General features: G+C 63.8%; 22 protein-coding genes and 1 rRNA gene. 21 read left to right on the plus strand and 2 right to left on the minus strand.

The genetic code is table 11. From position 1 onward, the window contains the following. Nucleotides 1-91, plus strand: a 5S ribosomal RNA gene (rrf, locus tag AC1AV0_RS09840); the annotation flags it as partial. Nucleotides 92-200: 109 nt separating this feature from the next. Further along, on the plus strand, nt 201-452 hold the full coding sequence (locus AC1AV0_RS09845; RefSeq protein ID WP_476573543.1) for a hypothetical protein: 252 nt from the start codon (nt 201-203) through the stop codon (nt 450-452). Between the two features lie 157 nt (nt 453-609). Here AC1AV0_RS09845 and AC1AV0_RS09850 read toward each other — a convergent pair whose 3' ends face one another. Continuing rightward, on the minus strand, nt 610-4,383 hold the full coding sequence (locus AC1AV0_RS09850; RefSeq protein ID WP_476573545.1) for a S8 family peptidase: 3,774 nt from the start codon (nt 4,381-4,383) through the stop codon (nt 610-612). 429 nt (nt 4,384-4,812) lie between these two features. Between AC1AV0_RS09850 and AC1AV0_RS09855 the strand changes: the two genes are divergently transcribed. The 7 genes from AC1AV0_RS09855 to AC1AV0_RS09885 all read left to right on the plus strand — a co-directional run bounded on the left by AC1AV0_RS09855 (nt 4,813) and on the right by AC1AV0_RS09885 (nt 10,465). Then, complete coding sequence (locus AC1AV0_RS09855) at nt 4,813-5,691, plus strand: CpaE-like family protein (RefSeq protein WP_476573547.1); 879 nt, start codon at nt 4,813-4,815, stop codon at nt 5,689-5,691. Continuing rightward, the gene (locus tag AC1AV0_RS09860; protein ID WP_476573549.1) at nt 5,688-6,689 is read left to right on the plus strand and encodes a CpaF family protein; all 1,002 of its coding nucleotides are present in this window, start codon (nt 5,688-5,690) and stop codon (nt 6,687-6,689) included. Before AC1AV0_RS09855 ends, AC1AV0_RS09860 begins: the two co-directional genes overlap by 4 nt. A 233-nt stretch (nt 6,690-6,922) precedes the next feature. Beyond that, on the plus strand, nt 6,923-7,939 hold the full coding sequence (locus AC1AV0_RS09865; protein WP_476573551.1) for a type II secretion system F family protein: 1,017 nt from the start codon (nt 6,923-6,925) through the stop codon (nt 7,937-7,939). 218 nt (nt 7,940-8,157) lie between these two features. Continuing rightward, nucleotides 8,158-8,445, plus strand: coding sequence for a DUF4244 domain-containing protein (locus tag AC1AV0_RS09870; RefSeq protein WP_476573553.1), 288 nt, complete (start codon nt 8,158-8,160; stop codon nt 8,443-8,445). Next, nucleotides 8,445-8,825, plus strand: a complete 381-nt coding sequence (locus AC1AV0_RS09875; protein WP_476573555.1) for a TadE/TadG family type IV pilus assembly protein — start codon at nt 8,445-8,447, stop codon at nt 8,823-8,825. Before AC1AV0_RS09870 ends, AC1AV0_RS09875 begins: the two co-directional genes overlap by 1 nt. Beyond that, complete coding sequence (locus tag AC1AV0_RS09880; RefSeq protein WP_476573557.1) at nt 8,822-9,244, plus strand: Rv3654c family TadE-like protein; 423 nt, start codon at nt 8,822-8,824, stop codon at nt 9,242-9,244. Before AC1AV0_RS09875 ends, AC1AV0_RS09880 begins: the two co-directional genes overlap by 4 nt. Before the next feature lie 54 nt (nt 9,245-9,298). Then, nucleotides 9,299-10,465, plus strand: coding sequence for a diacylglycerol/lipid kinase family protein (locus tag AC1AV0_RS09885; protein ID WP_476573559.1), 1,167 nt, complete (start codon nt 9,299-9,301; stop codon nt 10,463-10,465). Nucleotides 10,466-10,540: 75 nt separating this feature from the next. Here the strand turns inward: AC1AV0_RS09885 and AC1AV0_RS09890 are convergent, their stop codons facing one another. Beyond that, nucleotides 10,541-11,140 carry a TetR/AcrR family transcriptional regulator gene (locus AC1AV0_RS09890; RefSeq protein ID WP_476573561.1) on the minus strand — a complete coding sequence of 200 codons (600 nt, stop codon included), beginning with the start codon at nt 11,138-11,140 and terminating at the stop codon, nt 10,541-10,543. 248 nt (nt 11,141-11,388) lie between these two features. Here AC1AV0_RS09890 and dnaX point away from each other — a divergent pair, with 248 nt between their 5' ends. From dnaX to AC1AV0_RS09950, 12 genes are all read left to right on the plus strand, one after another. Beyond that, entirely contained in the window at nt 11,389-14,172 is a 2,784-nt protein-coding gene (gene dnaX, locus AC1AV0_RS09895; protein ID WP_476573726.1) for a DNA polymerase III subunit gamma/tau, read from the plus strand. Between the two features lie 99 nt (nt 14,173-14,271). Beyond that, complete coding sequence (gene recR, locus AC1AV0_RS09900) at nt 14,272-14,874, plus strand: recombination mediator RecR (protein WP_476573563.1); 603 nt, start codon at nt 14,272-14,274, stop codon at nt 14,872-14,874. 119 nt (nt 14,875-14,993) lie between these two features. Next, a complete protein-coding gene (locus AC1AV0_RS09905) occupies nt 14,994-15,758 on the plus strand; it encodes an aspartate kinase (protein ID WP_476573565.1) in 765 nt (254 codons plus the stop codon). Between the two features lie 52 nt (nt 15,759-15,810). After that, nucleotides 15,811-16,374, plus strand: a complete 564-nt coding sequence (locus AC1AV0_RS09910) for an ACT domain-containing protein (RefSeq protein ID WP_476573567.1) — start codon at nt 15,811-15,813, stop codon at nt 16,372-16,374. A gap of 15 nt (nt 16,375-16,389) precedes the next feature. Further along, nucleotides 16,390-17,463, plus strand: a complete 1,074-nt coding sequence (locus tag AC1AV0_RS09915) for an aspartate-semialdehyde dehydrogenase (RefSeq protein WP_476573569.1) — start codon at nt 16,390-16,392, stop codon at nt 17,461-17,463. Between the two features lie 169 nt (nt 17,464-17,632). Then, a complete protein-coding gene (locus tag AC1AV0_RS09920; protein ID WP_476573571.1) occupies nt 17,633-18,544 on the plus strand; it encodes a DUF4862 family protein in 912 nt (303 codons plus the stop codon). A gap of 167 nt (nt 18,545-18,711) precedes the next feature. Beyond that, nucleotides 18,712-19,674, plus strand: coding sequence for an ROK family protein (locus tag AC1AV0_RS09925; RefSeq protein ID WP_476573573.1), 963 nt, complete (start codon nt 18,712-18,714; stop codon nt 19,672-19,674). Nucleotides 19,675-19,726: 52 nt separating this feature from the next. Continuing rightward, nucleotides 19,727-20,398 carry an N-acetylmannosamine-6-phosphate 2-epimerase gene (locus tag AC1AV0_RS09930; RefSeq protein ID WP_476573575.1) on the plus strand — a complete coding sequence of 224 codons (672 nt, stop codon included), beginning with the start codon at nt 19,727-19,729 and terminating at the stop codon, nt 20,396-20,398. 197 nt (nt 20,399-20,595) lie between these two features. Further along, nucleotides 20,596-22,167 (plus strand): ABC transporter substrate-binding protein, encoded by a 1,572-nt coding sequence (locus AC1AV0_RS09935; RefSeq protein ID WP_476573577.1) that lies wholly within the window; start codon nt 20,596-20,598, stop codon nt 22,165-22,167. 111 nt (nt 22,168-22,278) lie between these two features. Then, the gene (locus AC1AV0_RS09940; protein ID WP_476573579.1) at nt 22,279-23,235 is read left to right on the plus strand and encodes an ABC transporter permease; all 957 of its coding nucleotides are present in this window, start codon (nt 22,279-22,281) and stop codon (nt 23,233-23,235) included. A 2-nt stretch (nt 23,236-23,237) separates the two neighbouring features. Next, on the plus strand, nt 23,238-25,256 hold the full coding sequence (locus tag AC1AV0_RS09945) for a dipeptide/oligopeptide/nickel ABC transporter permease/ATP-binding protein (RefSeq protein ID WP_476573581.1): 2,019 nt from the start codon (nt 23,238-23,240) through the stop codon (nt 25,254-25,256). Continuing rightward, the gene (locus AC1AV0_RS09950; protein WP_476573583.1) at nt 25,253-26,086 is read left to right on the plus strand and encodes an ABC transporter ATP-binding protein; all 834 of its coding nucleotides are present in this window, start codon (nt 25,253-25,255) and stop codon (nt 26,084-26,086) included. Before AC1AV0_RS09945 ends, AC1AV0_RS09950 begins: the two co-directional genes overlap by 4 nt. Nucleotides 26,087-26,124: the final 38 nt, after the last annotated feature.

The raw sequence follows: 26,124 nt of genomic DNA on the forward strand, positions 1-26,124 counted from the left end.
GCCCGGTCCCATTCCGAACCCGGAAGCTAAGGCCCAGCACGGCGATGGTACTGCACCCGACAGGGTGTGGGAGAGTAGCACGCCGCCGCATTACACGAGAAGAAAGGCCTCCAGGTCGAGCGACGCTCCCCGGAGGCCTTTCCCATATCAGAACACCAAACACAAAAACCCAATCCCATCTATTACGATATGTAATCGTTATGCATTACTTCACACCCAAACGTTGCGGTGAGACCAACAAAATCATGTACCACGACAAGGCGCAGGCGCTGCGAGCGGCCGACCAGAGCTTTGTGGAACGTGGAGCGGAACTGTGGGTGTACCGGTGCGAATACTGCGGAACCTGGCATCTGACGCATCGCGATCCTCGCGCCTCATACGCTCATGTGCCATTCAATCAGCAACTTAAGCCGCATAGCCGCAAGAAAGGATATAAGCCCAGGCGGCGATGAACGATGTCATAACGGCAGTGCTGTAACGACTGTGCCGTAAGACTACGCAAAGCATAAAACAGACATACAACACAGAAAGCCCTCCGTACGGAACCCCTGATTAACAGGTGAGGTTCCGCGCGGAGGGCTTTTCTATTTCGGTGAACTGGCGGTTGGACTAGCGAGACGATGGGGTGTGCTTGCGAATCACCAGAATCACAACGCCTGCGCCCACCAACAGCACGGCCACGATCACCACCGCGCCAATCGCGACGCCAGAGACCGACAGCGGTTTGGATTGGCTGCCGCCATCCGCGGAAGGCTGTCCGCCGGACGGTGTGCTTGGACTGGGGTTGGGATCGGGACTGGGCTCCGGCTCCGGTTCGGGGTCGGGGTCGGGAGTGGGCTCAGGTTCGGGATCGGGATCGGGACTCGGATCGGGATCGGGACTCGGATCGGGATCGGGGGTCGGCGTGGGATCAGGATCCGAAGTGACGACGGTATGGATGTCGAGGATTGGTTCGTCATCCAAACTGAGGGGCATCTCGCCGTTTGTATGCAGAATCAGCAATTCCGTCTCATCGGATTGGCTGCTGTCCTCATCAACAGGGGTTTCTTCGGAGGCATCGCCGGAAGCGTTGATCTGAGTGTCGATTTGAGCGTCGGTGATATGCACTGGGACCTGGGTGCCGTCATTGTCGGCCCACTGCCATGTTCCGTTGCCGGTCTGGCCACCGTCGCCGAACCATACGCCGGTGTTGAAGGCATCGAATCGCACGCTGTCGATTGAATCGACGGAATCGATGAGCAATGCCTCGCCCTCGACCGTTTCGGCACGCATAGCCATATTCGCAGACGTATACAGCGACATGGTCATCGTCGCGTCCTCGCTGTCGGCGGTGTATCCCAAAGCGCTCAGGCTGATGGGAATGGACACGATATTGGAATCAAGCGCCATGCCATCCGGTAGAGGCTGGACGTCGATGATTTCAGCGCCGTCATCGGTAAGGCGAGACACTGTGACCATGGAACATGTCGAATATACGAACGTGTCATCCACCTGCTGACCGTAGGTGATTTGGACGAGAATCTCCGGCTCACCATCGCTGTCCAAATCAAGAAGAATCATCGGCGACATAGTCGAACCAAGCCGACTCCACGCCCGATTCGTCACCACACCCACAATGAGATACCCCTGCGAGGGATCCTCCAACTGCGAAGCGGTGGACGCAACACCCACCGCGCGAATATCGCCGGAAGCAAGCGTATCCGCGGAAATCTCATTCGTGTAATGATCACCCTGCGGATCCTCGGCCACCAGCCGCATGGGAATGATCTGCGAAGCGTACGCCTCGCCGCCCTCGCCTTGGTTCAGACCATGACCGGTGACGGACAGCGTGCCTGCGGTCGCGGAATCCACCGAGATATTCGTGCTGGTTTCCGACACCGGACGCGGCACCGACACCACGGCCACACGAAGCGGGAAGAACACATCCTCTTCGGACGTGTCAACAGTTGTTTGCGGAACCAGACGGACGATGCCGCTGGCGTCGGTGACGTAGTTGCTGCTGAATCCGGTAAGCGAATCGACCGTCTCCTGCGTCGGATCGATGGTGTGCCGCATCTCGGATTGCACGGCGGTGAGCGTGACCTCGAACGTGGCGGTGCCGTTCGCCGGAACCGTGACGCTACTGGCGCTGAGCGTATAGCTCACGCCGGGCGTCTCCACACGCGGTAGATACTCCATGTCGTAGGTGACTGGGGTGTCCGCGGTGTTCGAGACGGTGAACTGCATGGCTTGCTGGTAGCCGTCTTGCGTGACCTGCACCACGCCGAAACTTCCCGTCACCGCAGCCTCGTTGTCTGCAGCGAACACCGTCGCCTCGCTCGCTACCGCGCGCAGTGCGTCGATGCGGCCGGTGCCCACACGCAGCGGACCGTGTGCGGTGGAGCGGTCCGCAGTGGTGACGTCATGATCCGCGGTGTTCATAATCGTGGCCTTCACCCGCTCCGGAGTCCAGCCCTCCTCGTCTCGGTGCGCTTGGATGACCAACGCCGCGACGCCGGAGACCAGCGGAGTGGCCATGGACGTGCCGCTCATCACCGCGGCTTCGCTGCCCGTTGCGGAGGAGGCGGAGATGACGCCCACGCCGGGCGCGGACACGTCGGGTTTGACGATGCCGTCCACGGAACCGTGGATGCCGCGGCTGGTGAAACTGGCGATGATATCGGAGAGCGAATCGGAATAATCCGCCAGAACGCTCATTTTCAAATCCGACGACAACGTCACGTTAAGCGTGCCCTCATCCAGCGCCGACTGAATCATTTCAAGGCTGGAGGCGTTCACCTCGAACATGGGGATGATGTCGTTACCGCCGATGCCGACGGTTGGAAGATCTTCGCGTGACGAGACCATCACGGCTATGGCGCCGGCCTCGGCCGCGTTGTTGGCGACGGTCGCCGTGGCACACGGCACGCTGGCATCGTCCCAACTCGTCCAGGCGATATTGCCCGCCACGGCCTGCTTGTCCTCGTCGGAATACGCGGAGCAGCCTCCGACATTGTCTTGCGAAATCGCGACGACGTCGCCGGTGGCTTCGAAGTCCTGTTCCAAATCCAACGAGTATGCTCCGGCGAGAAGTTCTCCGGCAAGGTCGTCCGGAGCGTTCACGAGAGCACCGTCCATCAGCGCGCCTCCCGACTGGCTCGCCGCCACGGTGAGCGCGCTGGTGGCCGAGGCCGGGTCACCGGAGACGTCGACGATATCACCGTCGTTGCCGGCTGCGATCACCGACAGCACACCTTGCTCGGTGAGCGCATCCACGGCTCTTGCGTCCGCGGTATCCGGAGCGGTGGCCGACGTGCCGAGCGACATGGATACGATGTCGATGCGCTCGCCGTTGGCGATCTGCTTGCCCACCCAGTCCAACGCCGGGGTGACGAGTTGACTGCTTGTCGCGGTGTCTCCGAAAATCTTCAGCGCGTAGATGCCCGCCTCCGGTGCGGAGCCCGGTGCGATGCTCATGGCGTGCACGTCGGCTTCGTTGAGCGTGGAGTAATCGCCCTTAAAGGTTTCCCCATCGGCGGTGACGCCGTAACCTGCGGCGGTGCCGGCCACATGGGTGCCGTGGCCCGAGAGACCTCCCTCGATGGGATTCGCGTCGGGTGTGGGCAGCTCCGTGATCTCGCCCGCATAGTCGGTGCCGGCGAAGTCGTAGCCGCCGAGATATTTGGTATCGTCCAGCATGGCGCGCAAGGTCTCGTCCTCCAACGGATCGGAGGTGCTGGACAAAGCGGTCTGATAATCGTCGATGCTGCCGCTGCCGCCGAAGTCGGCATGCGTGTAGTCGAAACCGGTGTCGATGATGGCGATGTTCACGTCTTCGCCGGTGTTATGGGTTTGCGTCCATGTGTCGATCGCTCCGATAAGGGTGTCGCTGTTGACGTTGGCGGGTGTGGCGTTGCCCTCCATGGCGGTGACGGTGTCGGTGTCCGTGGTCAACGGCACATACGTGGCGACGGGAACGACGGAGACGATCTGATCGTTTTCCTCGGCGAGCTCGGCCAGCGCTTGGACGTCGGCGTGGACGGCGAAGCCCGAAAGCGTATAGCTGGCGGTGTAGATCACCTGCGCGTCGGGATCGAGCTCCTTGAGACGGTCGAGCACTGTGCCGGAGAGTTCCTCGGATTGTTCGGCGGTCTCATTGGCGGCGGCGGTTGCGGCCTCTTGGGAGCGCCCTCGCGCCTGCATGCGGTCGTATTGCTCGAGTCCGGTGGGCGCATCGGTTTCGATGAATGCGGTGGTGGTGCCTTCGGTCTCAAGATACGGTGAGATCGGATCGTCGTCGTTCCCATTGGTGGGATTGGCCAAAGCCATCGGCGTCAGTGATCCGGTCAACGCGATGCAGGCGAGCAATGCGCCCAAACGCCTTCCCATGCGATATTTGCTCACCGGTGCGTGTCCCTTCTGCTTGACATAAGTGCGGTTCCGTGAACGGCAGGTCCTCGTGCGCCATTGCGTGCGCGACATCGCGGGATGCCGGTCACGGCCTCTTCCAAGTGTAGGGCCCAAAGCCTGTTATGCATGTTATGCGCGCCTTCGTCATCGGATTGCGCTCAAAAGATGTAGTGCAGCGTGCGAAAAGCGGTGGATAACACGCCGACTTGTGGATAACCGCAAGGCTGGAACCACAAGGGTCGGTTCGGCTTGCCTGCGTACGATCGCGCACGGTTCAATCGGGCCATGAACACACAACCTTGCATTCCAACAACCCGGCAGCGTTACTACACGCCGCCACGTCAACTCGCCTCATGCGAGCGGCAGCCCGCGCGAGGCGCCGAACGCGCGATCGGGCCACCCAAATCCTCGTATGGCGGAAGCATGCTGGATGGTGATGCGGGAATACTGGTCCCCGCAGGCGGCACCGTGGTCGCCTTGGATAATGTGGTCACGCTGTCGGCCGCGCATGCCGGCATCGGATTGAGTACGATGGCGGCCATGCTCGCCTGGACCTTGCAGGAACGGGACCTCGATTGCGCATTGGTCGACGCCGACCTCGCCACCGGAGGACTCGACGTGCTGCTCGGCATTGAAGGCGAGCCGGGCCTTCGCTTCAACCAGATCGACGCACCATTGGGACGGTTGGAATCCGACGCGTTGAACCACGAGCTTCCCCGATGGGAAGGCGTGCGAGTCCTCGCATGCAATCCCTGGGAGGCCAAACAACCCGAATGGTGGGAGGTGCAGGCGGCCATACGGGCGCTCGCCGACGTGAACCATCTCGTCATCGTCGACGTGGGGCAGGGAAGCCTGCTCGCGGACGTACCGGAACTCGCCGCGGCGGCGCAGGTGATGGCGGTGGAATTATCCGTGCTGGGACTGGCCCGGGCGAAAGCCCATCTCGCGCGATTGGTGGCATGGGACTGCCCTCGGCCGGAACTGGTCGGCGTCTCCCCGCGAGGATTGCCGAAATCCGGTAAAGCCGTGGGATTGGACGAGGCGGAGGATTATCTGTCTCATTCGTTTGTCGGAGGCATCACCCATACGCCCAAACTCTGCGGCGAGATGCTTGACGGCCTGGGCGTCCGCAAAATTCCACGCAACGCACGCGGCACGCTGAATCTGCTGGCCGACAGAATCGAGGACCTGCTGGCGTTCGGGCGCGATGCCGATGACGCCGGCTCCCACAGCGTCTGCAGGCCCCGGCGCGCGCATACCGCATACGAGGATGATACGAGAGGCGGGGTGATGCGTCGATGACTTTGCTTGATCTCGGCCCATTGCAGGACCTGGCCGATGACGCGCGCGTCACCGATGCGGCGGTTACCTGCGATGGCCGCGTATGGGTGGACGCCGGCGGCGGCATGCGCGAATATCTGCCGCGTGTGCCGTTCCGTTCGCCGCCGGTGGTGCGTGAATACGCCGTGCGATTATGCGCGCAGCTGGGCAGACGGTTGGACGACGCCTGCCCCATCGCGGACGCCTCCAGCGTGGAGGGCGTGCGCGTGCATGCGGTGATCGCGCCTCTGGTGCCGCAAGGGGCGGCCATCACCATCCGGTTCCCACGCAAGGCGATGCCGAGTCTGGAATGGCTGGAACAGGACGGACTGTTCCCCCGCGCATGGCGGCAGGTGCTGGCCGGCCTGGTGCGCAATCGGGCCACATTGATGATCACCGGCGGCACCGGCGTGGGTAAAACCACATTGTTGAAGGCCCTGCTGGCGCGGTGCGCGGAGCACGAGCGCATCGTCACCGTGGAGGAGGTGCGGGAACTGGGCATGTTAGGGCGGGGTGACCACGTGTCATTGGTCGCCCGCGAAGCCAATGTGGAGGGCGCGGGCGCCATCGGACTGCCTCAATTGGTGAAGGCCACGCTGCGCATGCGCCCCGACCGTGTGGTGTTGGGCGAGGCCCGCGGCGAGGAGATCGTGGATCTGCTGCGCTCGTTCAACTCCGGCCACCGCGGTGGCATGACCACCCTCCATGCCGATTCGGTGGGGAGGGTTCCGTCTCGGTTGGTCACGCTCGGACTGTTGGCCGGTGTGGAACCGCGTGCGATGGCGATGCTGGCCGGGGACGCGTTCGATGCGGTGCTGCATCTGGAACGCGCGGCCGGACGGCGACGCATCGCGCAGATCGGCGTGCTGCGCATCACTGAAGGATTGGGATTGGTTGGTATGCCGTTGGTTGCGTGGAACGGAACCGCCGAGCCCGTGGAATGCGCCGGCTGGCGGCGATTTTGCGAGATGTGGACATGATGGTGGTCGCCGCGCTGGCCGTGATGGCGGCGATGCTGCTCTGGCCTGCGCGAGGGGAGCAGGCGAGGCGACGGTTGGAAGCGATGCGGCGGCATGAGACGGGCGCATCCTCCGGGCGCGCCCGAACCGGTGCAGGGAGACGGCTCCGGCATGACGGAGGGAACCGGACGGGCATGGGGATGCCGTTCGTCGATGATCGCACCAACCTGATGCGAGACGGAAAGCAATCTGGCATGGAGATACGGCAGGAAGGCGAGACGCGGCTCGGCTCGCAAGGATTGACGGGGATGCTGGCTCAGGCCATCGCCCATGTGCGTTCCGGCGGCACTCCGGCGCAGGCGTTCGGAATCGACGGCACGCGCGTGACGGCCGCTCGATTGTCTGCGGTCGCGCAGCAGTGGCGCTCGCCTGAGGAAAGCCGACAGATGGCGAGAAACGTCGCCATAGGCATTGCCGCAGCCTGCAGGCTCAGCGAGGAACTTGGATGCGCGACGGCCCGATGTCTGCAAGCGGTTTCCGAAGCATATCGCCGTGTGCGATTGGCCGAAGCCCGCAAACAACAGGCCTTCGCCGTGCCCCAAGCCACCTCCGGACTGCTGAGCGTGCTGCCGGTGGGAACGGTGCTGTTGGGGGAACTGATGGGACTACGGCCGTTGTCGTTCCTGTTCTCAGACAGCCGAGGCTTCACCTGCCTGGCATTGGGCGGATGCTGCTACGCTGTCGGATTGCTGTGGAACCGGGCGTTGCTGCGCGGCATGACGGAGAATATCGCAATACGCAACCGCGGCACGGAGGGAACGCCCGCCGAGGGTGAGGCGGTGCCGTGGCTGACGTTGATCGTCTCGATGCTGGACGTGGCGCTCAAGCAAGGCGCTTCGATTCCGCACGCGCTCGCCGTGGTCGGTCAGGTGAGCGGCGGCGAGATCGGACGCGGTATGGCTCAAGCGGGATCCGCATTGCTGCGGGGCTCGTCGTGGCGTGACGCGTGGGTGGTGCAGCGCGCGAGCGAATCGGCAGGGGAGGCGTTCGCGCTGATCTGCGAGGCTTTGGAGCCTTCATGGGCGCATGGCGACATGCCTTCGGTGCGTTTGGAAGCCGCCGTCGAGAGATTGGACGCCGATGAGCGTTCGGCCATCGAGCAGGCCGCCTCACGCTTGTCGGTACGGCTGCTGATGCCCTCGGGACTGTGTTTTCTGCCGGCGTTCGTATTCGTGGGCATTGTGCCGTCCATCATCTCCTTCGCCATATGACGTGCCGTTTACGGAATTTCGGTAGTCGCACGCCTCAAAAGTGGTGGATAACACGCCGAATGGTGGATAACAGTGAGGCTGGAACCACATACCCCCGCACAGGATGCGAGAGCGGACCGTTATGGCGCACAGTGGAAATCGCTGCTCCTATCAAGTCGCAGCGCACTATTGGAAGCCGCCGAGGCCATCGCGTCGGCCGGCATGGAGAAAGGAACGCCATGAACACGACCATTCCCATCAATGTCGATGGGCACGCGGGTTTTTACATACGAGCCAGGGAACGGATGCTCGCCCTGAACATGCAGGCGCGCGAGCGGCTGTGCCTGATGGACGCTCGGTTGCGGACGCTGACCGCGGAGCCGGAGGAAGGCGCGGCCACCGCCGAATACGCTGTGGTGCTGGTCGCCGCCACGGGCTTCGCGGCGTTGCTGGTCACCATCCTCAAATCCGACGCGATTAAGACGCTGCTTACCGGCATCGTCAAAAAAGCGTTGAATGTTGGGTGATGACGATGGGTGCGACGATACGACGACGGCTGCGCAAGGCGCGGTTGCCGCCCGATTGTGGCGCTGCCACCGCTGAATTCGCGGTGGTGCTGCCGTGCGTGGTGGTGATGGCGGCGCTGCTGCTTTCGCTGACCCAAGCGGTCGTCACTTCGATGGACTGTCGGGATGCCGCAGCGGTTGCCGCCCGCGAGATGGTGGTCGGCGGAAGCGAGGCGCAGGCGGAACAGGCTGCCGCCCAAGTGGCTGGTGCTGACAGCTCGATCTCCATCGTGCGGCGTGAGCGGTATGTGGAGGTCGCCGTCAGTTGCCCGGTATTGCCCGGGCCGATGAACCTGCTGCCGGTGCGCGTCACCGGAGAGGCGACGGGAGTCCTGCCGTGAACACGTTGAATACGACACGGCGATTCGTGGACAAGAGGCGATTCCTTCGGGATTTCGCGGGCATGCTTGGCTGCGACGGCGGCTCCGGCACCATGGCCGGCGTCATGCTCATTATGGTGGCCGCGCTGATGTTGACGGTGGCGGCCGCCGCAGGCAATCTGCTGGTCTGCCAAACGCATGCACGTTCCATAGCGGATCTGGCCGCCATACAGGCGGCGGTCGCATGGCATCGGGGCGGAACGGATGATCCGTGCGCGCTCGCCGTCGAGGTGGCCGCTTCCAACGGTGGCAGCATCGTTCGGTGCGCTGTGGACGGCGATGATGTGGAACTCGGCGTCGCCGTTTCCACCATGGTGCCGTTGGCTCCCCAAGTGGAGCGCGAGTCCCGTGCCGGGCCGGTGGAATGCGGGGAATCGTGAACGACGCCGTTGTGCCTCTGGCGCAATAGGCCTGATATTGGCTATCGTTGCGGTATGAGCGAAGTACGGAATCGAAGTCATGTCGTCGGTCTGGTGGGCAACCCCACCTCCGCCAAAGGGCGCGGCGCGAAAGCGACCGAGCAGGTGCTCGAACTGCTGACCCAAGCCGGAGCCGAACATGGGTTCAGCTGCATCGAACTGACTGGCGACAGTTTTGACGCTTCGCTGGCCAACGCACGCGAACGCGCCGACGAATACGATTCGCTGGTGGTGGTCGGCGGCGACGGCATGATCGCCTTGGGCGCCAATGCCGTCGGCGACAGCGGCAAACCGTTGGGCATTGTGGCCATGGGATCGGGCAACGATTTCGCACGAGGACTCAAACTGCCGGTCAACCGTATCGAAACCGCAGTCGAAGGCATCGTCGGCGCAATCGTGCGCGGATGCGCCATCGACGTGGATATGGGGCATGTGCTCGGCATGGCAGGCGAGTCCGGCACCGCACTTGGCATGGCGGACGAATCTGGCACTGCGGGTGAATCCGGCACCACGGGCGAACCTGGCATGGTGGACGAGGCTGGCACGGCTGATGGACTTGTGGACCGTTTCTACGCGGGCATGCTGTCTTGCGGACTGGATGCGAGCATCAACGACCGCGCGAATCATTCACGCCTGCCCAACGGCTCCGTACGGTATTTCGTCGCGGTGCTGGTGGAACTCACGCGTATGAAGCAATACGGATACCACATCAAGGCCACGCTGGCCGACGGTTCGGTGGATGAGCGGGATATCGTCACGCCTTTGCTGACGGTCGCCAATTCACGACATATCGGCGGCGGCATCGAGGTTTCGCCGTATTCGCGGTTCTCGGACGGCATGCTCGACCTGGTGTGGATGGACCATGTTCCCAATTTCAAGGAATGCGTGGTCGCCATTTCCAACGCCTACAACGGAAAGCTGCTGTCGTCGAAGGTGTTCGGATGGGAGCGGGTGCGCGATGTGGAAATCACACGTGCTGGCGAAGGCGACGAACCTCCGGTACTGATGGCTGATGGCGAGTATGTCGGCCGTCTGCCCGTCCGGGTTGAGGTGCGCGATCGCGCGCTGCGCGTGCTGGTGCCTCCCGCCGTGAAAGCGAGCGAGGAATCGCAGAGCAACGCCGATGTGCTGGATATGATCCTGCGTGACGGGCGCGATCCGATGAGCGGCCGCTTCGCCTGAGTATCCCCGTCTTACAGCGCCTCCGCTTGACGGATGGGCTGGCTATGGGGATATGGGCCGCGAAGGCGTGGCGCGCTACTGGATATACGACTCGATGTGCAAGGTCTGCGCGATCACGGCGCGCAAGGTGTCGTCGCCGATGTCGGGATGTGAGCGGATCAGCGAGATCAGACCGACGGTCAGCGTGAAGAAAGTCTCATGCACATGGTCGATTGGCAGTCCGTGCTTGGCCTCGAAATCACGCACGGTGGTGTCTCCGATGTAATCCGCGATGCGGTCCGCCGCACGGTCGATGAATTTGATGTACAGCTCGGCGTTGCCGTCCGCCACCATGCGGCGGGAGAACGGGCTTTCATCGGCGATCAGCGCGCGCAGCAGACGGATCATATCGTCAAGGGCCTTGCTCACATTGCCGGGCTCACGGTTGAGGTTCCACTGGTCGAGGCGTTCCAGAATCTCGTCGATCACATCGTCGAGCACCGCGTCGGCCACGGCGTCCTTGTCTTCGAAGTAGTGGTAGAACAGCGAGCGGGTCATTCCCACGCGGCCGGCGATGTCGGAGACGGTGATTTTGGAGAATCCCTTCTCCAGGCAGATGCCGCGTGCGGCGCTGACGATGGCTTGACGCTTGCTGTCGCCGCGTTGGGAACGGCGTTCTTCGGTGTTCGTTGCCATGGCCCTCTCCCTTGGATCGTTCTTCTCTGATGCGGGTTGACATTATGTTAACTGGTGTCACCAACATGACGGTGGCTCAATGCGCATGCCTCCGCCATGTGTTGACGCTATGTCAATCATATGACATGCCCAGCGCCGGCATGTTGTACATGGTCTGATGGCGTAGGGTAGTGGCGGCACGATAAGGTGGACGAAGCAGGCTCGTGGCCGGGTAGGCCGCAACGGCGAATGAAATGAGTGTGGTTCAGATGGCTTTGGCGTTGTATCGACGGTATCGTCCCGACGCGTTCGAAGGGGTGATCGGGCAGGATCAGGTGACCGTTCCCCTGATGCGCGCCCTCGACGAAGGCAAGCTCACCCACGCCTATCTGTTCTCCGGTCCGCGCGGCTGCGGCAAAACCAGCTTCGCGCGCATCCTCGCCCGCTGCGTCAACTGCGCGCAGGGCCCCACCTCGCATCCGTGCGGCGAATGCGAAAGCTGCAAGGACCTCGCCACCGGCGGCCCCGGATCCATCGACGTGGTGGAGATCGACGCGGCCAGCCACAACGGCGTGGACGATGCGCGTGAACTGCGCGAACGCGCCGGATTCGCCCCCGCCCGTGACCGCTACAAGATTTTCATCCTCGATGAGGCGCACATGGTTACGCAGCAGGGCTTCAACGCGCTGCTGAAAATCGTCGAGGAGCCGCCCGAGCATGTGATGTTCATCTTTGCCACCACGGAACCAGACAAAGTGATCGGCACCATCCGCTCGCGCACCCACCATTATCCGTTCCGCCTGGTGCCCACCGAAGTGATGGGGCCGTACCTCGAGCAGATCTGCGAGAAGGAAGGCATCTCGGCCGAACCGGGCGTGCTCAAACTCGCCATGCGTGCCGGCGGCGGCTCCATGCGAGACACGTTGAGCGTGCTCGATCAGCTGATGGTCGGCGCCGTCGATGGCGTGATCACCCACGACGCCTCCGTCGCGTTGCTGGGCTTCACACCCGAAAGCCTGATCGGCGAGGCCGTGGACGCGGTGATCGACCGCAACGGCGAGGCACTGTACGGCGTGATTCAAAGCGTTGTGGTCGGCGGTTTCGATCCTCGCCGCTTCGTGGAGGATCTGCTCGCGCGCGTGCGCGACCTGCTGGTGCTCACCCTGGCCGGGGAACGGGCCGAATCCGTGCTGTCCGACTCCGCCGAAGGCGAGAATATGGACGACCTGCACCGCCAAGCCCAGGCCTTGGGATTGGCGGCCCTCACCGTGATGGCGGACACCATCAACACCACCCTCGGCTCGATGACCGGCGCGATATCACCGCGCATGCGTCTCGAACTGCTTGCGGCGCGTCTGCTCGCCACGCGCGAAGGCGCGCTGACCCCGCAATCCACGTCATCGGGAATGCCGGCCGGCATCGCCGGCGATGCGGTCAATGCCGGCGGCAGCAATGCAGGCGGTAATGCAGGTGTTCCGGGAGCCACGACCTCCGGCGCTCGTTTCGCCGGTGCCACGCAACAGGCCCAACCTGCTGAGCGCTCAGGCTTCGTCGGCAACGGCGGTGGTTTTGCTGGTCGCGGGAACAGCGTTTCCGCACCTTCCGACGAAACCCCCTCGCACAACGAGAAGGAATCCCGCGGTGATCAGACTGAGCACGCCGACGGTTTCGCTCAATCCGGCCAATCATCAAAACCGCAGAATTCCAGTGATAGCTACGGCTTTGCCGCTGAAGAGAACAAGACGGAACAGGCCGGTGCGCCCGATTCGGAAGCGTCGAAGCCGAACGATGGCATCGCGCAAGACTCCCAGACGTCGGATTCGCGCACGCCGGACGAGAAATGGGACGCGCTGGTGGCGGGGCTGCCCGAGGACGTGCGCGCTTATGTGGATCGCACCAAGGTGCCGCGCGTGCAGCTTGCGCCGAATCCCACCAATGGGCGTATGCAGCTGTGGATCAAATTCGATGTGCCGCTGAGCAAATACGCGTTCGCGATGGGCATGGCCTCCGAACCGGTGGAGGGATCAGCCAAAGTCCAGGATATTCTTCGCGCCGAAGTGCGTAAGGTATTCGGCCCCGACGTGGCGCTCGCCCCCACCAAGAAGATGGCGAACAACGAGATCGCACCGCCGTTGAGCAAACTGCCGCCCGAGGAGCAGCGGAAAATCAAAGCCCGGCTGCTGCAGGCGAATCTAGGCGCGGCCTCCGCGCTGGCACAGCAATCCGGTGAAGTGGCGGGTAGAACGCTCGGCGCCGATGCTCAGACTGCTTCGACGGAACAATCCGCCGGCGACTCGGCCGCCGATGATGACGAAGTTCATCGAGGCCCGTCGACCGACGAGGACCCGTGGGCGCAACCCGCGCCGGCCACGCAGACCGCTTCCTTGGATGATGATCCATGGGCGCAGCCTGTGCCAAGCGCGACGCGACCAACGCCATCCACACCAAACGATGACCCGTGGGCGCAGCCTACGCAATCGGCCACCACGGCAGGCGATGTTTCACAACCTGTTTCACAGGATGATGCCGAACCGGACGGCTGGGGCGCTCCCCAAAGTGTGAAACAGCCTGTGAAACCATCCGCGCAGGGGGAGTCGAACCACCATGCCAACGTGGCGGTCCCCGATCCCACTGACGCCGAAGATCCATGGCTGGCCGTGCCTCCACCCAGCGAGCCGCTCCCCTCGGATATAGATGGTGACCCGGCTGGTGGCGACCCGGCGTATGGCGGGCCAGGCATGCAGCGCACGGGCTTCGCCCAACATCAGCAGCCCCGGGACGCCGGGCCGCACGCCGCCGCGGCGCAAGCCGACGATCCATGGAATGCTCCGCAGTCCATGGCGTTCGCGCAATCGGACGAACGGCCCCAGCCGCAGGTCGCCGCCGAAGATGACGAGTATTCGATGAACGACGAATCGCTGGGCGAGGCCACGGCGATGAGCATGGACGACCTACGCAAACTGTTCGAAGTGAAGAAAGTCGAGGAATTCGCCGCCGACGACCCGAACAATCCCCGCAACGCGCAACACAACAAAAAGCGCGCCGGCGACTGATAGGCAACGGCCGATGGGCGACGGCCGACGGCACGTATGTCGGACGGATAGCCTCATCGGAGGCAAACGAACCCCGCGAAAACTAGGAAAGGATATGGCATGGCATTGGCGTATGACGGCGCGATTCAGCGACTGATCGACGCGTTCGGGCGCTTGCCCGGCATCGGTCCGAAAGGCGCGCAGCGCATCGCCTTCCATCTGCTGTCGGCCGACGAGCAGGAGGCCGCCGACTTGGCCGACGCCATCGTCGAAGTCAAAGCGAAGGTGCGGTTCTGCGACGTCTGCGGCAACGTGTGCGAGGCCAGCCCGTGCCCGATCTGCGCGGACCCGCGTCGCGACCGCTCCCTGATCTGCGTGGTCGAGGAGCCCAAGGATGTGATGAGCATCGAACGCACGCGCGAATACCGCGGCCTCTACCATGTGCTCGGAGGAGCGATCAACCCGATGGCCAACGTCGGGCCGAACGATCTGAAAATCCCCCAACTGCTCGGCCGACTGAACGGCGACGACGTGAAGGAGGTGATCCTCGCGCTCGACCCGAATATCGAAGGCGAGGCCACCACCACGTATCTGAGCCGTCTGCTCGGGCCGCTTGGCCTGAAGGTCACGCGCCTGGCCAGCGGTCTGCCCATGGGCAGCGACCTCGAATACGCCGACGAAATCACGCTCGGCCGCGCCCTCACCGGCCGCCACGACGCATAAAGGGGAAGTGTTTCGGATTGTGGGCAGCATTCGCCCAGCCAATGGCGGCAATCTTTATAATCGTGCCGCTTGCGTAGAATTGTCGGCAGGCGAAAACCTTCGAGAAGATAGGACCTCCAGTGGCTCTCATCGTACAGAAGTACGGCGGCTCCTCCGTGGCTGATGCGGAATCCATCAAGCGTGTGGCGCGCCGTGTGGTCGAGACCAAGAAGAAGGGCAACTCCGTGGCCGTGGTGGTCTCCGCCATGGGCGACACCACCGACGACCTCATCGACCAGGCGCTCAGCATCGACTCCAATCCGCCCGAGCGCGAGATGGACATGCTGATGACCGCCGGCGAACGCATCTCCATGAGTCTGCTCGCCATGGCCATCCACGCCGAAGGCGAACGCGCCCACTCCTTCACCGGGCAGCAGGCTGGCTTCTTCACCGACGCGCGTTATGGCGCGGCCCATATCAAGGCCGTCAAGCCCGACCGTGTCAAAACCGCGCTCGAAAGCGGCGCGGTGGCCATCGTGGCCGGCTTCCAAGGCATCAACGCGAAGGGCGACGCCACCACGCTCGGACGCGGCGGCTCCGACACCTCCGCCGTCGCGCTCGCCGTGGCGCTGGGCGCGGACGTGTGCGAGATCTACACCGACGTGGACGGCGTGTTCACCGCCGATCCGCGCATCGTGCCCACCGCCCGCCGCATCCCCTCCATCGGCTACGACGCGATTCTCGAAATGGCGTCCTGCGGATCCAAGGTGCTGGCCCTGCGATGCGTCGAATACGCGCAGCGTTTCAACATGCCGCTGCATGTGCGCTCCTCCTTCTCGCACCGCCCCGGCACGCTGATCGTGCCTGACGAGGTCGACCCGCGCACCCTGCCGAATCTCGACTAACGACTTGATAACTTCAGATAACCCCCGCCAATCTCCGACCGAAAGCAGCATCATGAGCGAAACACAAGAATCCATGGGCGATCTGTTCCCCGATCTGGGCCCCGAGGCGCCGGTCATCTCCGGTGTGGCGCACGACAACAGCGAGGCGCTGGCCACCGTGCGCGGCGTGCCAAACGAGCCCGGCATGGCGGCGAAGGTGTTCACCGAGCTGGCCACGGCCGGCATCAATGTGGACATGATCGTGCAGGCCGGTTCCTCCGCGGGCACCGCGGACATCTCGTTCACCGTGCCCGAATCCTGCGTGCGCCAGGTGCAGGACGCGCTGCTGGAGAAGCATGAGGAGCTGGGCTACAAGGAATTCGACGTGGACACCAACGTGGGCAAGGTGGCCGTGGTTGGCGTCGGCATGAAGACGCATTCCGGCCTGGCCGCGAAGTTCTTCACCGCGCTCAGCGAGCATGGCATCAACGTGCTGATGATCTCCACCTCGGAGATCCGCATCGCCGCGCTGGTTCCCCTCGAGGAGCTGAACGACGCCGTCAGGGCGCTGCATACCGCGTACGGTTTGGACGCCGCGCAGGTGGAGGCCGTGATCTACGGCGGAACCGGCCGCTGAGAAAGGACTTGAATCATGGTACAGATCAACGATAAGGGCGTGAACGTCGCCGTTCTGGGCGCCACCGGACAGGTGGGCATGGTGATGCGCTGCGTGCTCGACGAGCGCGACTTCCCCGTCAAGGACCTGCGTTTCCTCGCCTCGGCGCGCTCCGCCGGACAGACGATCTCCTGGCGTGGCCACGATGTGGTCGTCGAGGATGTGGCGACCGCCGATCTGAGCGGCATCGACATCGCCATCTTCTCCGCGGGTGGCGGCACCTCGAAGCAGTGGGCGCCGAAATTCGCCGAAGCCGGGGCGTATGTGATCGACAACTCCTCGCAGTGGCGCATGCATGACAACGTGCCGCTGGTGGTCGCCGAAGTGAACCCGGACGATTTGGACGATGTGCCGGACCGCATCATCGCCAACCCGAACTGCACCACTATGGCCATTATGCCGGTGATGAAGCCGCTCGCCGACGCGTTCGGCCTGAAGCGACTCATCGTCAGCTCCTATCAGGCCGTGTCCGGCGCGGGCCGCGCGGGCGTCGAGCAGCTGATGAACGAGGCGAAGGCCGCCATCGAGCAGGGCGCCGACAAGCTTGTGTTCGGCGGCGACGCCGTCGAATTCCCCGAGCCCTCCAAAATCGTGCGTACCATCGCCTTCAACGAAGTGCCGATGATCGGCGACATCGTGGACGACGGCAGTGAGGAAACCGACGAGGAGCAGAAGCTGCGCAACGAAAGCCGCAAGATTCTGCACCTGCCGGAGCTCAAGGCCTCCTGCACCTGCGTGCGTGTGGGCGTGTTCACCTCGCACGGCATGAGCGTGAACGCCGAATTCGAGCGTGATGTGACCCCGGATCAGGCGCGCGAGGTGCTCGCCGACGCCCCGGCCGTGGAGCTGGTGGATATCCCCACCGCCCAACTGGCCGCCGGCAAGACCCCGAGCTTTGTGGGCCGCATCCGCCAGGATCAGGCCGTGGACGGCAAGAAGGGGCTCGCGTTCTTCGTGACCAACGACAACCTGCGCAAGGGCGCCGCCCTCAACGCCGTGGAGCTCGCCGAACTCGTCGCCAAGAAGCACTTCGCAGATCAGCTTGCCTGATTGCCGACGGACGGCACAGTGCGGATCAGCTCGCCTGATCGCGACAGACGTTATTGAGGCCTCCGCTCATTTTGTTGAGCGGAGGCCTCTTTGTTTGTGTGTCGATTAGACATCAGATGTCTGATATGAGATGATGGCGATGTTGTGATTTGGTGTTCAAGGAGGAACTATGCCGTCAGTCCCATTCGTTGTAGGTGCCTATGCGTCGCTGCCGCCTGAGAAAGCCGACCAGGAGGCGTATTACGCCCTGCTTGGCGGCCAGGACTGGATCGCCGGCACCGAACTGCCGTACCCGGGCGACCTCGCCGATGCCGAATCCCGCGCCTGGCTCGCCGCACATGTGCCCGCCCACTGGCATGGCAACACCATCACGGCCATTCCTGGCACCATGCGTTCCATCGGCGCCGACCCCACCTTCGGCCTCGCCAGCGCGGACGAGGGCGGGCGCCAATCCGCACTGCGCTTCCTCGCCGCGTTGCGCGACGCCCTCGCCGACTTCAACGACTGCCGGGGGAGCTGGGACGTGAGCCATGTGGAGATCCACACCGCGCCGACCCGCACGGCCGACCGCGACGCGATGGCGGCCTCGCTGGAGGAACTGCTGCGCTGGGATTGGTGCGGCGCGAAGCTGGTGATTGAACATTGCGACCGGTATATCGAAGGACAATCTCCCGAAAAGGGATTCCTTCCCATCGAGGATGAGATCGCGCTGGCCCGTGATGCCGGTATCGGCATCACCGTGAACTGGGGGCGCAGCGTGGTGGAGGGTCGCGATCCGAGCGTGGCGCTCGACCATATCCGCGCGGCCGCCCAAGCGGGCGTGCTCGCGGGCGTGATGTTCTCGGGCGCGGGACCCGCCGAAACGCAATACGGATACGGATGGATCGACGGCCATCTGCCGATGAACCCCGACGAACCCACGTCGCTGATGGACGCCGCCGCGGTGCGCACCTGCGCCGACGCCGCCCGAGAGGCGAGCGAACTGGCCTATCTCGGCACCAAGGTCTGTGTGCCCGCATCCAGCGCGCTTGCCGAACGACTCGACTTCCTCGAACACATCCACCAAGCCGCAACCGCCTGACCCAGGCCTCGACGACTGGCCTGGGTCTCGGACGTGCCGCAGGAATGCAGTTATGCGGCAACCCGTCCGCTCAGCTCGTCCGTCCGTTCAGCCAACCCATCTCGCCAATCCCAACCATTCACCTATCCCGATCATGGCGAAATGCCCAAAGAAAGGAATATCCCAATATGCCGGGCACCTATCTGACATTCGATATCGGAGGCACGAAAATCGCCTCGGGAGTCGTCACACTCCCTGCGGCGGGCGGCATGCCCCCGCAAGTGGACGACCGTTGCGAAATCCCCACCGAAGCGCGGTCGGGTGGCGATGAGATCCGCCGCAGGCTGGTGGAATTCGCCGAACAACGCTTGCGCGAATGCGCGGACGAAGGCCGCCGTATCGACGGCATCGGCATCGCCGCGGCGGGAGTGGTCGACTCCGAGCATGGCGTGATCGCCGCCGCCACCGACATCCTGCCCGGCTGGAAGGGCCAGCGCATCACCGAAGCCTTCGCCGCCGTCACCGATCTGCCGGTGGCGATGGTGGGAGATGTGGGCGCGCATGGCCTGGGGGAGGCGATCTACGGGGCTGGACGCGGGTACGCGACCGTCCTGTCGCTTGGCATCGGCACCGGCATCGGCGGCGCGTACATCGTCGACGGGCGGCTGGTCACGGGCGCGCACGGCGTCGCCGGTCACGCGGGCCATGTCGCCGCCGGTCTGGGCGAAGGATTCCTATGCTCATGTGGCACGACCAGCGGCCATATCGAGCCGGTGGCCTCCGGTAGCGGCCTGGCCACGCTCTACAACCACAACCGCCCCGATAAGGTGCCCGAGGCGGCGGACGGGCGCGAGGTGTGCGACCGTGCCCTGCGAGGCGAGGACTACGCCAGGCGGACGTTGGAGAACAGCGCCAGAGCCCTCGGCGAATGCGTGGCCGGCATGGCCAACCTGCTCGACCCTCACGTCATCGTGCTGTCAGGGTCCGTGGTGCAGGCGGGGGCCGTGTGGTGGGACGCGCTGCGCGCGGGATTCATGGACGCCGCGCTGGAACTGGTGCGGGCGACGCCGTTGGTCGAGGGCGAACTCGGCGGCGCCGCGCCCCTGATCGGCGCCGCCCACGCCGCAAGCGAAGCGCTTCGCGGCGAGTGAGCCGGTCGTTTTTTCAATCGTAAGAACACAACACAACCAGAAAGGGGCAGGTATGTATCCTGCAATCGAACAGATCCGCGGAGGGCTGGTGGTCAGCTGCCAAGCCTATCCGGGCGAGCCGTTGCGCCATCCGGAAACGATGGCACAGATGGCTATGGCGGCCGTGGAGGGCGGTGCCGTGGGCATCCGCTGCCAAGGGCTAGCGGATATCCAAGCCATCAAGGGGCAGGTCGAGGTGCCGGTGATCGGCATTTGGAAGGACGGGCATGAGGGCGTGTTCATCACGCCGACGCTGCGGCATGCGCGCTGCTGCGCGGCCGCAGGCGCGGATATCATGGCCATCGACGCCACGCGCCGCCCCCGGCCCGACGGACTGAGCTACGCCGAAACCGTGCGTGCGCTGCATGACGAGGGCATTGTGGTGATGGCCGACTGCGGCAGCTTCGCCGACGCCGAGCAGGCGGTCGAGGCCGGCACCGACATCATCTCCACCACACTCTCCGGATACACGGGCGAGCGGGAGAAAACCGACGGACCGGATTTCGAACTGCTGAAGCAGATGATCGAGACGTTCCCTGACGTTCCAGTGCTGTGCGAAGGGCGCATCCACACCCCCGACCATCTGGCGCAGGTGATGGCGATGGGCGCATGGGCGGCCGTGGTCGGCACCGCGATCACCCATCCGACGACCATCACGCGTTGGTTCGCAGACAAACTCGGCTGAAACGACGGGCCGCATCCGTCCTGACGACATCTGCCGCCAAGGCGGATGCGGTGAGACACGCGCGGGTGCTTAGACAAATTTGAAATCAGACATCAGACATCTTATGATTAAACCGGGCCTGACGGGTTATGAACGCGTTGCTCATCACCGTGTGACACTCAGGACCATGTTTTACTCAACGACGAGGAGATCACACCATGATTAGAAGGAACGGAAAGTTCAAGGCGGCGTTCGCCGCGACCGTGGCGGGCCTGCTGTGCCTGGCCGGATGCGGCGGAGGCGCGGGAGGCGGCGACGCGGCCGGCTCCACCGGCACCGCGGTGGCCGACACCATCACCGCCCAAGTGGCGTACGCAAGCCGCGACTTCGCGCCGTCCACCACCTCCGGAGCGCTGCCGATGGCCGCGAACTGGCATGTCACCGAGCCGCTTTACGCGCTCGACTACAGCGACTTCTCCGTGCACAACGCGTTGGCCCAAGGCGAGCCCGAGCAGGTCTCCGACACGGAATACGTCGTGACCTTGCGCGAAGGCGCGAAATTCTCCGACGGCAGCGACGTGACCGCGGACGATGTGGTCAGCTCCTTCAAGCGCACCACCGTCGAAGGCAGCCTGTACATCTCCATGCTCGACTTCATCGACTCCGTCGAGGCCAAAAGCGCCAACCAGGTGACCTTCAAGCTCACCAAGGCCTTCCCCATGTTCAAGCAGCGCCTCGCGCTCATCCAAATCGTCCCCACCGCCATGAGCGACGAGGACCTCAAGAACATGCCCATCGGCTCCGGCCCGTGGAAGTACACCGAAATCACCGACAGCCAGGTCAAGTTCGAGAAGAACGACCTGTACAACGGCGACACCCCCGCCCAGACCAAGAATATGGTGTGGAACGTGACCGTCGACGACACCGCCCGCGTCACCGCCATGCAAGGCGGCAAAACCGACGTGATGGAACTCGTGCCGGCCCAGTCCTTCCAGACGCTCGAATCCTCCGGCTCCGAACTCAAGACGGTGCAGGGCTTCAACCTGCCGTTCCTGATGTTCAACACCAAGAAGGCGCCGTTCGACAACGCCAAGGTGCGCCAGGCCGTGTTCTACGCGATCGACACCGAAAAGCTCATCAACAACCAGATGAGCGGCCAGGCCTCCGCCGCCACGAGCTTCCTGCCCGAGAACTTCCCCAACTACCACAAGGCGAAGAACGTGTTCACCCATGATGTGGACAAGGCCAAGTCCCTGCTCGAGGAAGCCGGCGTCACCGGCGAGGTGAGCTTCACGCTCTACACCACCGACCACTCGTGGATCACCCAGCTGGCACCGCAGATCAAGAACGATCTGGCCGCCATCGGCTTCAACGTGGACATCCAGTCCATGAAGTCCTCCGCGCTCTACCCCTCCATCACCGACAAGGACGACGCCGACTACTCCATGGTGCTCGCCCCCGGCGATCCCTCCGTGTTCGGCAACGACCCCGACCTGCTGATGAACTGGTGGTACGGCGACAACGCCTGGACCAACCAGCGCTCCTTCTGGAAGGATTCCGAAGGCTACACGCAGCTGCATGAGCTGATGAACAAGGCCATCGCCGCCACCAGCGACGACGAACGCCAGGACTACTGGAACCAGTGCTTCGATCTGCTCAGCGAGGAAGTGCCGCTCTACCCGCTGTTCCACCGCATGACGACCACCGCCGTCAAGAAGGGCGTGTTCTCGTCCTGGGATGCCATCGGCTCCACCGGCATCAACCTGGTGAACGCCAAGCTGGCCGAATAGCCCACCGGCTCCGCCGACTCTCCATCCTCCGGCCCGCCCCCGCCACCATCGCCTACGACGCGGTGAGGGCGGGTCGGCCACGCCATCGAACGATTCCAACATCGGAGTGTTATGAGCAACCTGCTGCGTCTTCTGGGCAGACGATTGATAGCCCTACCATTCATGGCATTCGGAGTCACCCTTCTGGTGTTCTTCCTGATGTCCTTCTCCCAATACGATCCCGCCGTCGCCGCGCTGGGTGAGAACTCCTCTCCCGAAGCGCTCGCCGCCTTCCGCCACGACATGGGCTACGACCTGCCCTGGTGGCAACAGTTCTGGAACTACATCGTCGGACTCTTCCATGGAGACATGGGCGTGTACGGCGTCAACAAGGACTCCGTGGCCGCCCGCGTGGCCACCGCCTTCCCCATCACCCTGCAGCTGACCTTCATCGGTCTGATCATCGCCATCATCTTCGCCGTGATCTTCGGCGTGCTCGCCGCGCTCTACCGCGACACTTGGGTAGACCAGGCCATCCGCGTCGTCTCCATCATCGCGATCGCCACCCCGTCGTTCTGGCTGGGCGTGCTGCTGATCTACGTGCTGCAGATCAAACTCGCGTGGCTGCCAGGATCGGGCGATCTGGTGCCATTCTTCCAAAACCCCGGCGCCTATCTCGAACGCATGGCGATGCCGTCGTTCGCGCTCGGTCTGCCGGTCGCCGGCCAGCTCACCCGCATCATCCGCACCTCGATGGTCGAGGAGCTCGACAAGGACTACGTGCGCACCGCCATCGGCGCCGGCATTCCCAAGCCCGTGGTCGTGGCGCGCAATGTGTTCCACAACGCGCTCATCACCCCGGTCACCACCCTCGGTATGAAGATCGGTTACCTCATGGGCGGCGCCATCGTCATCGAGGTCATCTTCGCGCTGCCCGGCATGGGCACCGCGATGTTCGACGGCATCAACGGCAACCAGCCGATGTTGGTGCAGGGCGTGGTGCTGGTGGTGGCGCTCGCGTTCATCATCATCAACATCATCGTTGATCTGCTCTATGTGCTCATCAACCCCAGAATCAGGACGGTGTGACGATGCTTTTCGGCAAAAACAAAGTTGTGGACGCCTCGTCCAAACCGGGCGTCAAATTCAACCGATTCAGCAAAATGACGATCGGCTCGCGCATCTCCTTCGTGGTCATCGCGCTGCTGGTGTTCTGCGCGATCTTCGCGTCCGTGCTGGCGCCGCATGATCCGCTGGAAATCACGATGAGCTACCAGGCGCCCAACGGCGAGCACTGGTTCGGCACCGACAACCTCGGCCGCGACGTGCTCTCCCGCGTGCTTTACGGCGCTCGCTACTCGCTGGTCATCGGCCTGTCTTCGATCGCCTTCGCGCTGATCGTCGGCTCGCTGATCGGCGCGCTCGCCGCGGTGACCCGCACCTGGATCTCCGAACTCATCATGCGTCTTATCGACATCGTGATGTCCGTGCCGGGCATCGCCCTGGCCGCCGTGTTCGTCTCGATCCTCGGCCAGTCGATGATCGGCATCATCATCTCCATCGGCGTGCTTTACGTGCCGCAGATCGCCCGCATCGTAAGGGCGAACATCATCAGCGAGTACGGCAAGGACTACGTGCGTGCGGTGATCGTCTCCGGCGCCCGCGCTCCTTGGATCCTGCTCAAGCACGTCACGCGCAACATCGCCGCCCCCGTCATGGTGTTCACCACCCTGTCCGTGGCCGACGCGATTGTGTTCGAGGCATCCCTGAGCTTCATCAACGCAGGCATCCCCGAACCCACCCCCACCTGGGGCAACATCCTCTCCTCCGCCAAGGCCGGCGTCATCTTCGGTTACTGGTGGCAGGCGATGTTCCCCGGTCTGGCGATCATGTTCACCGTGCTGTGCCTCAACATCCTCTCCGAAGGCATCACCGACGCGATGGTGGCGGCACCCTCCGCTCCGATCGAGAAGGACGACACCCAGGCCGCGGCCGACCGCAAGGAGGACCTGATCCTCACCGATCCGGTTGCCGCCTACCGCGAGCAGGCCGACTCCCTGGCCGCATCACTGGCCAAACTGCGCGAGGCGGAACTCAAGCGCACCGACCGTTTCGAGCCGAACCCGTATTCCGATGCGGCGCCGGTTATCGAGGTCAAGGACCTGTGCATCAAGTTCCCGCGCCACGGCGACGTGAACGTGGTGGACCACCTGTCCTTCTCCGTGCGTCCCGGCGAGACGATGGGTCTGGTCGGCGAATCCGGCTGCGGCAAGTCGATCACCTCGCTGGCCATTATGGGCCTGCTCGACCCGAAGGCCGAGATCACCGGCGAAATCCTCTTCGACGGCAAGAACCTCGTGGGCATGAGCGCCAAGGAGCACAACGCCCTGCGCGGCCATGAAATCGCCATGGTCTACCAGGACGCGCTCTCCTCGCTCAACCCCTCCATGCTCATCAAGGCGCAGATGAAGCAGCTCACCAAGCGCGGAGGCACCCGCACCGCCGAGGAGCTGCTCGAACTGGTGGGTCTCGATCCCAAGCGCACGCTGGAATCCTATCCGCACGAACTCTCGGGCGGCCAGCGCCAGCGCGTGCTCATCGCCATGGCCCTGACCCGCGATCCGAAGCTCATCATCGCCGACGAGCCGACCACGGCGCTCGACGTGACCGTGCAGAAGCAGGTCATCGACCTGCTCAACGAACTGCGCGAGAAGCTCGGCTTCGCGATGGTGTTCGTCAGCCATGATCTGGCGCTCGTCGCCAAGGTGGCGCATTCGATCACCGTGATGTACGCCGGCCAGGTCGTTGAACAGGGCTCCACCAAGGAGATCCTCACCGACCCCCGCCACGAGTACACCCGCGGCCTGCTCGGCTCGGTCACCTCGATCGAAGCGGGCATGGGCCGACTGCACCAAGTGCCAGGCACGGTGCCCAGCCCGAAGGACTTCCCCAAGGGCGACCGCTTCGCGCCGCGCTCCAGCCATCCGAACGTGGGCCTCAACACCCACCCGGTGATGACGCAGGTGCCCGGAACCTTCCACTTCTATGCCGCGCTGCCAGCCGACGCGGACGTGACGCCGCTCGCAACCGCCGAAGGAGGTGCACGATGAGCGACCAGCAAACCCCCATCATCGAGCTTAAGGACGTGGAGGTGGTGTTCACCACCCGTGCCGGCTCCGGCCTGTTCCACAAGAACAGGATTACCGCGGTCAACAAGGTGAACCTCAGACTTATGCCCGGCGAAACCATCGGCATCGTGGGCGAGTCCGGCTGCGGCAAATCCACCACCGCCAACATCATGTGCGGTCTGCAGCAGGCCACCAGCGGCACCGTGATGTTCAAGGGGCGCGATGTGACCCACCGCACCGCCAACGAACGCATGGAGATCGGCCGCGTGGTGTCCGTGGTGTTCCAGGATCCGGCGACGGCGCTCAACGCCCGCATGCGCGTGATCGACCAGCTGATCGATCCGCTGGCCGTGCACAAAATCGGCAACAAGGCGGAACGCGACAAGCGCGCCCACGAGCTGATCCGCATGGTGGGCCTGCCGGGCTCCGCGCTCGACGCGCTGCCCGGGCAGCTCTCCGGCGGTCAGCGCCAACGCGTGGCCATCGCCCGCGCGCTCTCGCTCAACCCGGACGCGATCATCGCCGACGAACCCACATCGGCCCTGGACGTGTCGGTGCGCGCGCAGATCCTCAACCTGCTGGCCGACCTGAAGAAATCGCTCGGCCTGTCCATGGTGTTCATCAGTCATGACATCCAGACCGTGCGGTACGTCTCCGACACGATCATCGTGATGAACCACGGCACCATCGTCGAACACGGCAACGCGCACGACGTGCTCACCAATCCGCAGGACGACTACACGAAGACGCTGCTCGGCGCCGCGCCTTCGCTGCTGCGCCCCACCGCCGCGGAATGCCGGCCGGTCGCCTGAGCGGCCCGGCCCCAGCCAAACCCATACGAACCAACCAG

The sequence above is a fragment of the Bifidobacterium sp. LH_558 genome (genome assembly GCF_056356295.1).

Bases quoted from the DNA above. Each gene is read 5' to 3' on its own strand.
- AC1AV0_RS09930 (WP_476573575.1), top strand. From the start codon at position 19,727: ATGTATCCTGCAATCGAACAGATCCGCGGAGGGCTGGTGGTCAGCTGC.
- AC1AV0_RS09935 (WP_476573577.1), top strand. From the start codon at position 20,596: ATGATTAGAAGGAACGGAAAGTTCAAGGCGGCGTTCGCCGCGACCGTG.
- AC1AV0_RS09870 (WP_476573553.1), top strand. From the start codon at position 8,158: ATGAACACGACCATTCCCATCAATGTCGATGGGCACGCGGGTTTTTAC.
- AC1AV0_RS09945 (WP_476573581.1), top strand. From the start codon at position 23,238: ATGCTTTTCGGCAAAAACAAAGTTGTGGACGCCTCGTCCAAACCGGGC.
- AC1AV0_RS09910 (WP_476573567.1), top strand. From the start codon at position 15,811: ATGAGCGAAACACAAGAATCCATGGGCGATCTGTTCCCCGATCTGGGC.
- AC1AV0_RS09950 (WP_476573583.1), top strand. From the start codon at position 25,253: ATGAGCGACCAGCAAACCCCCATCATCGAGCTTAAGGACGTGGAGGTG.
- AC1AV0_RS09865 (WP_476573551.1), top strand. From the start codon at position 6,923: ATGGAGATACGGCAGGAAGGCGAGACGCGGCTCGGCTCGCAAGGATTG.
- AC1AV0_RS09925 (WP_476573573.1), top strand. From the start codon at position 18,712: ATGCCGGGCACCTATCTGACATTCGATATCGGAGGCACGAAAATCGCC.
- dnaX (WP_476573726.1), top strand. From the start codon at position 11,389: ATGGCTTTGGCGTTGTATCGACGGTATCGTCCCGACGCGTTCGAAGGG.
- AC1AV0_RS09875 (WP_476573555.1), top strand. From the start codon at position 8,445: ATGACGATGGGTGCGACGATACGACGACGGCTGCGCAAGGCGCGGTTG.
- AC1AV0_RS09915 (WP_476573569.1), top strand. From the start codon at position 16,390: ATGGTACAGATCAACGATAAGGGCGTGAACGTCGCCGTTCTGGGCGCC.
- AC1AV0_RS09855 (WP_476573547.1), top strand. From the start codon at position 4,813: ATGCTGGATGGTGATGCGGGAATACTGGTCCCCGCAGGCGGCACCGTG.
- recR (WP_476573563.1), top strand. From the start codon at position 14,272: ATGGCATTGGCGTATGACGGCGCGATTCAGCGACTGATCGACGCGTTC.
- AC1AV0_RS09845 (WP_476573543.1), top strand. From the start codon at position 201: ATGCATTACTTCACACCCAAACGTTGCGGTGAGACCAACAAAATCATG.
- AC1AV0_RS09940 (WP_476573579.1), top strand. From the start codon at position 22,279: ATGAGCAACCTGCTGCGTCTTCTGGGCAGACGATTGATAGCCCTACCA.
- AC1AV0_RS09920 (WP_476573571.1), top strand. From the start codon at position 17,633: ATGCCGTCAGTCCCATTCGTTGTAGGTGCCTATGCGTCGCTGCCGCCT.
- AC1AV0_RS09885 (WP_476573559.1), top strand. From the start codon at position 9,299: ATGAGCGAAGTACGGAATCGAAGTCATGTCGTCGGTCTGGTGGGCAAC.
- AC1AV0_RS09890 (WP_476573561.1), bottom strand. From the start codon at position 11,140: ATGGCAACGAACACCGAAGAACGCCGTTCCCAACGCGGCGACAGCAAG.
- AC1AV0_RS09860 (WP_476573549.1), top strand. From the start codon at position 5,688: ATGACTTTGCTTGATCTCGGCCCATTGCAGGACCTGGCCGATGACGCG.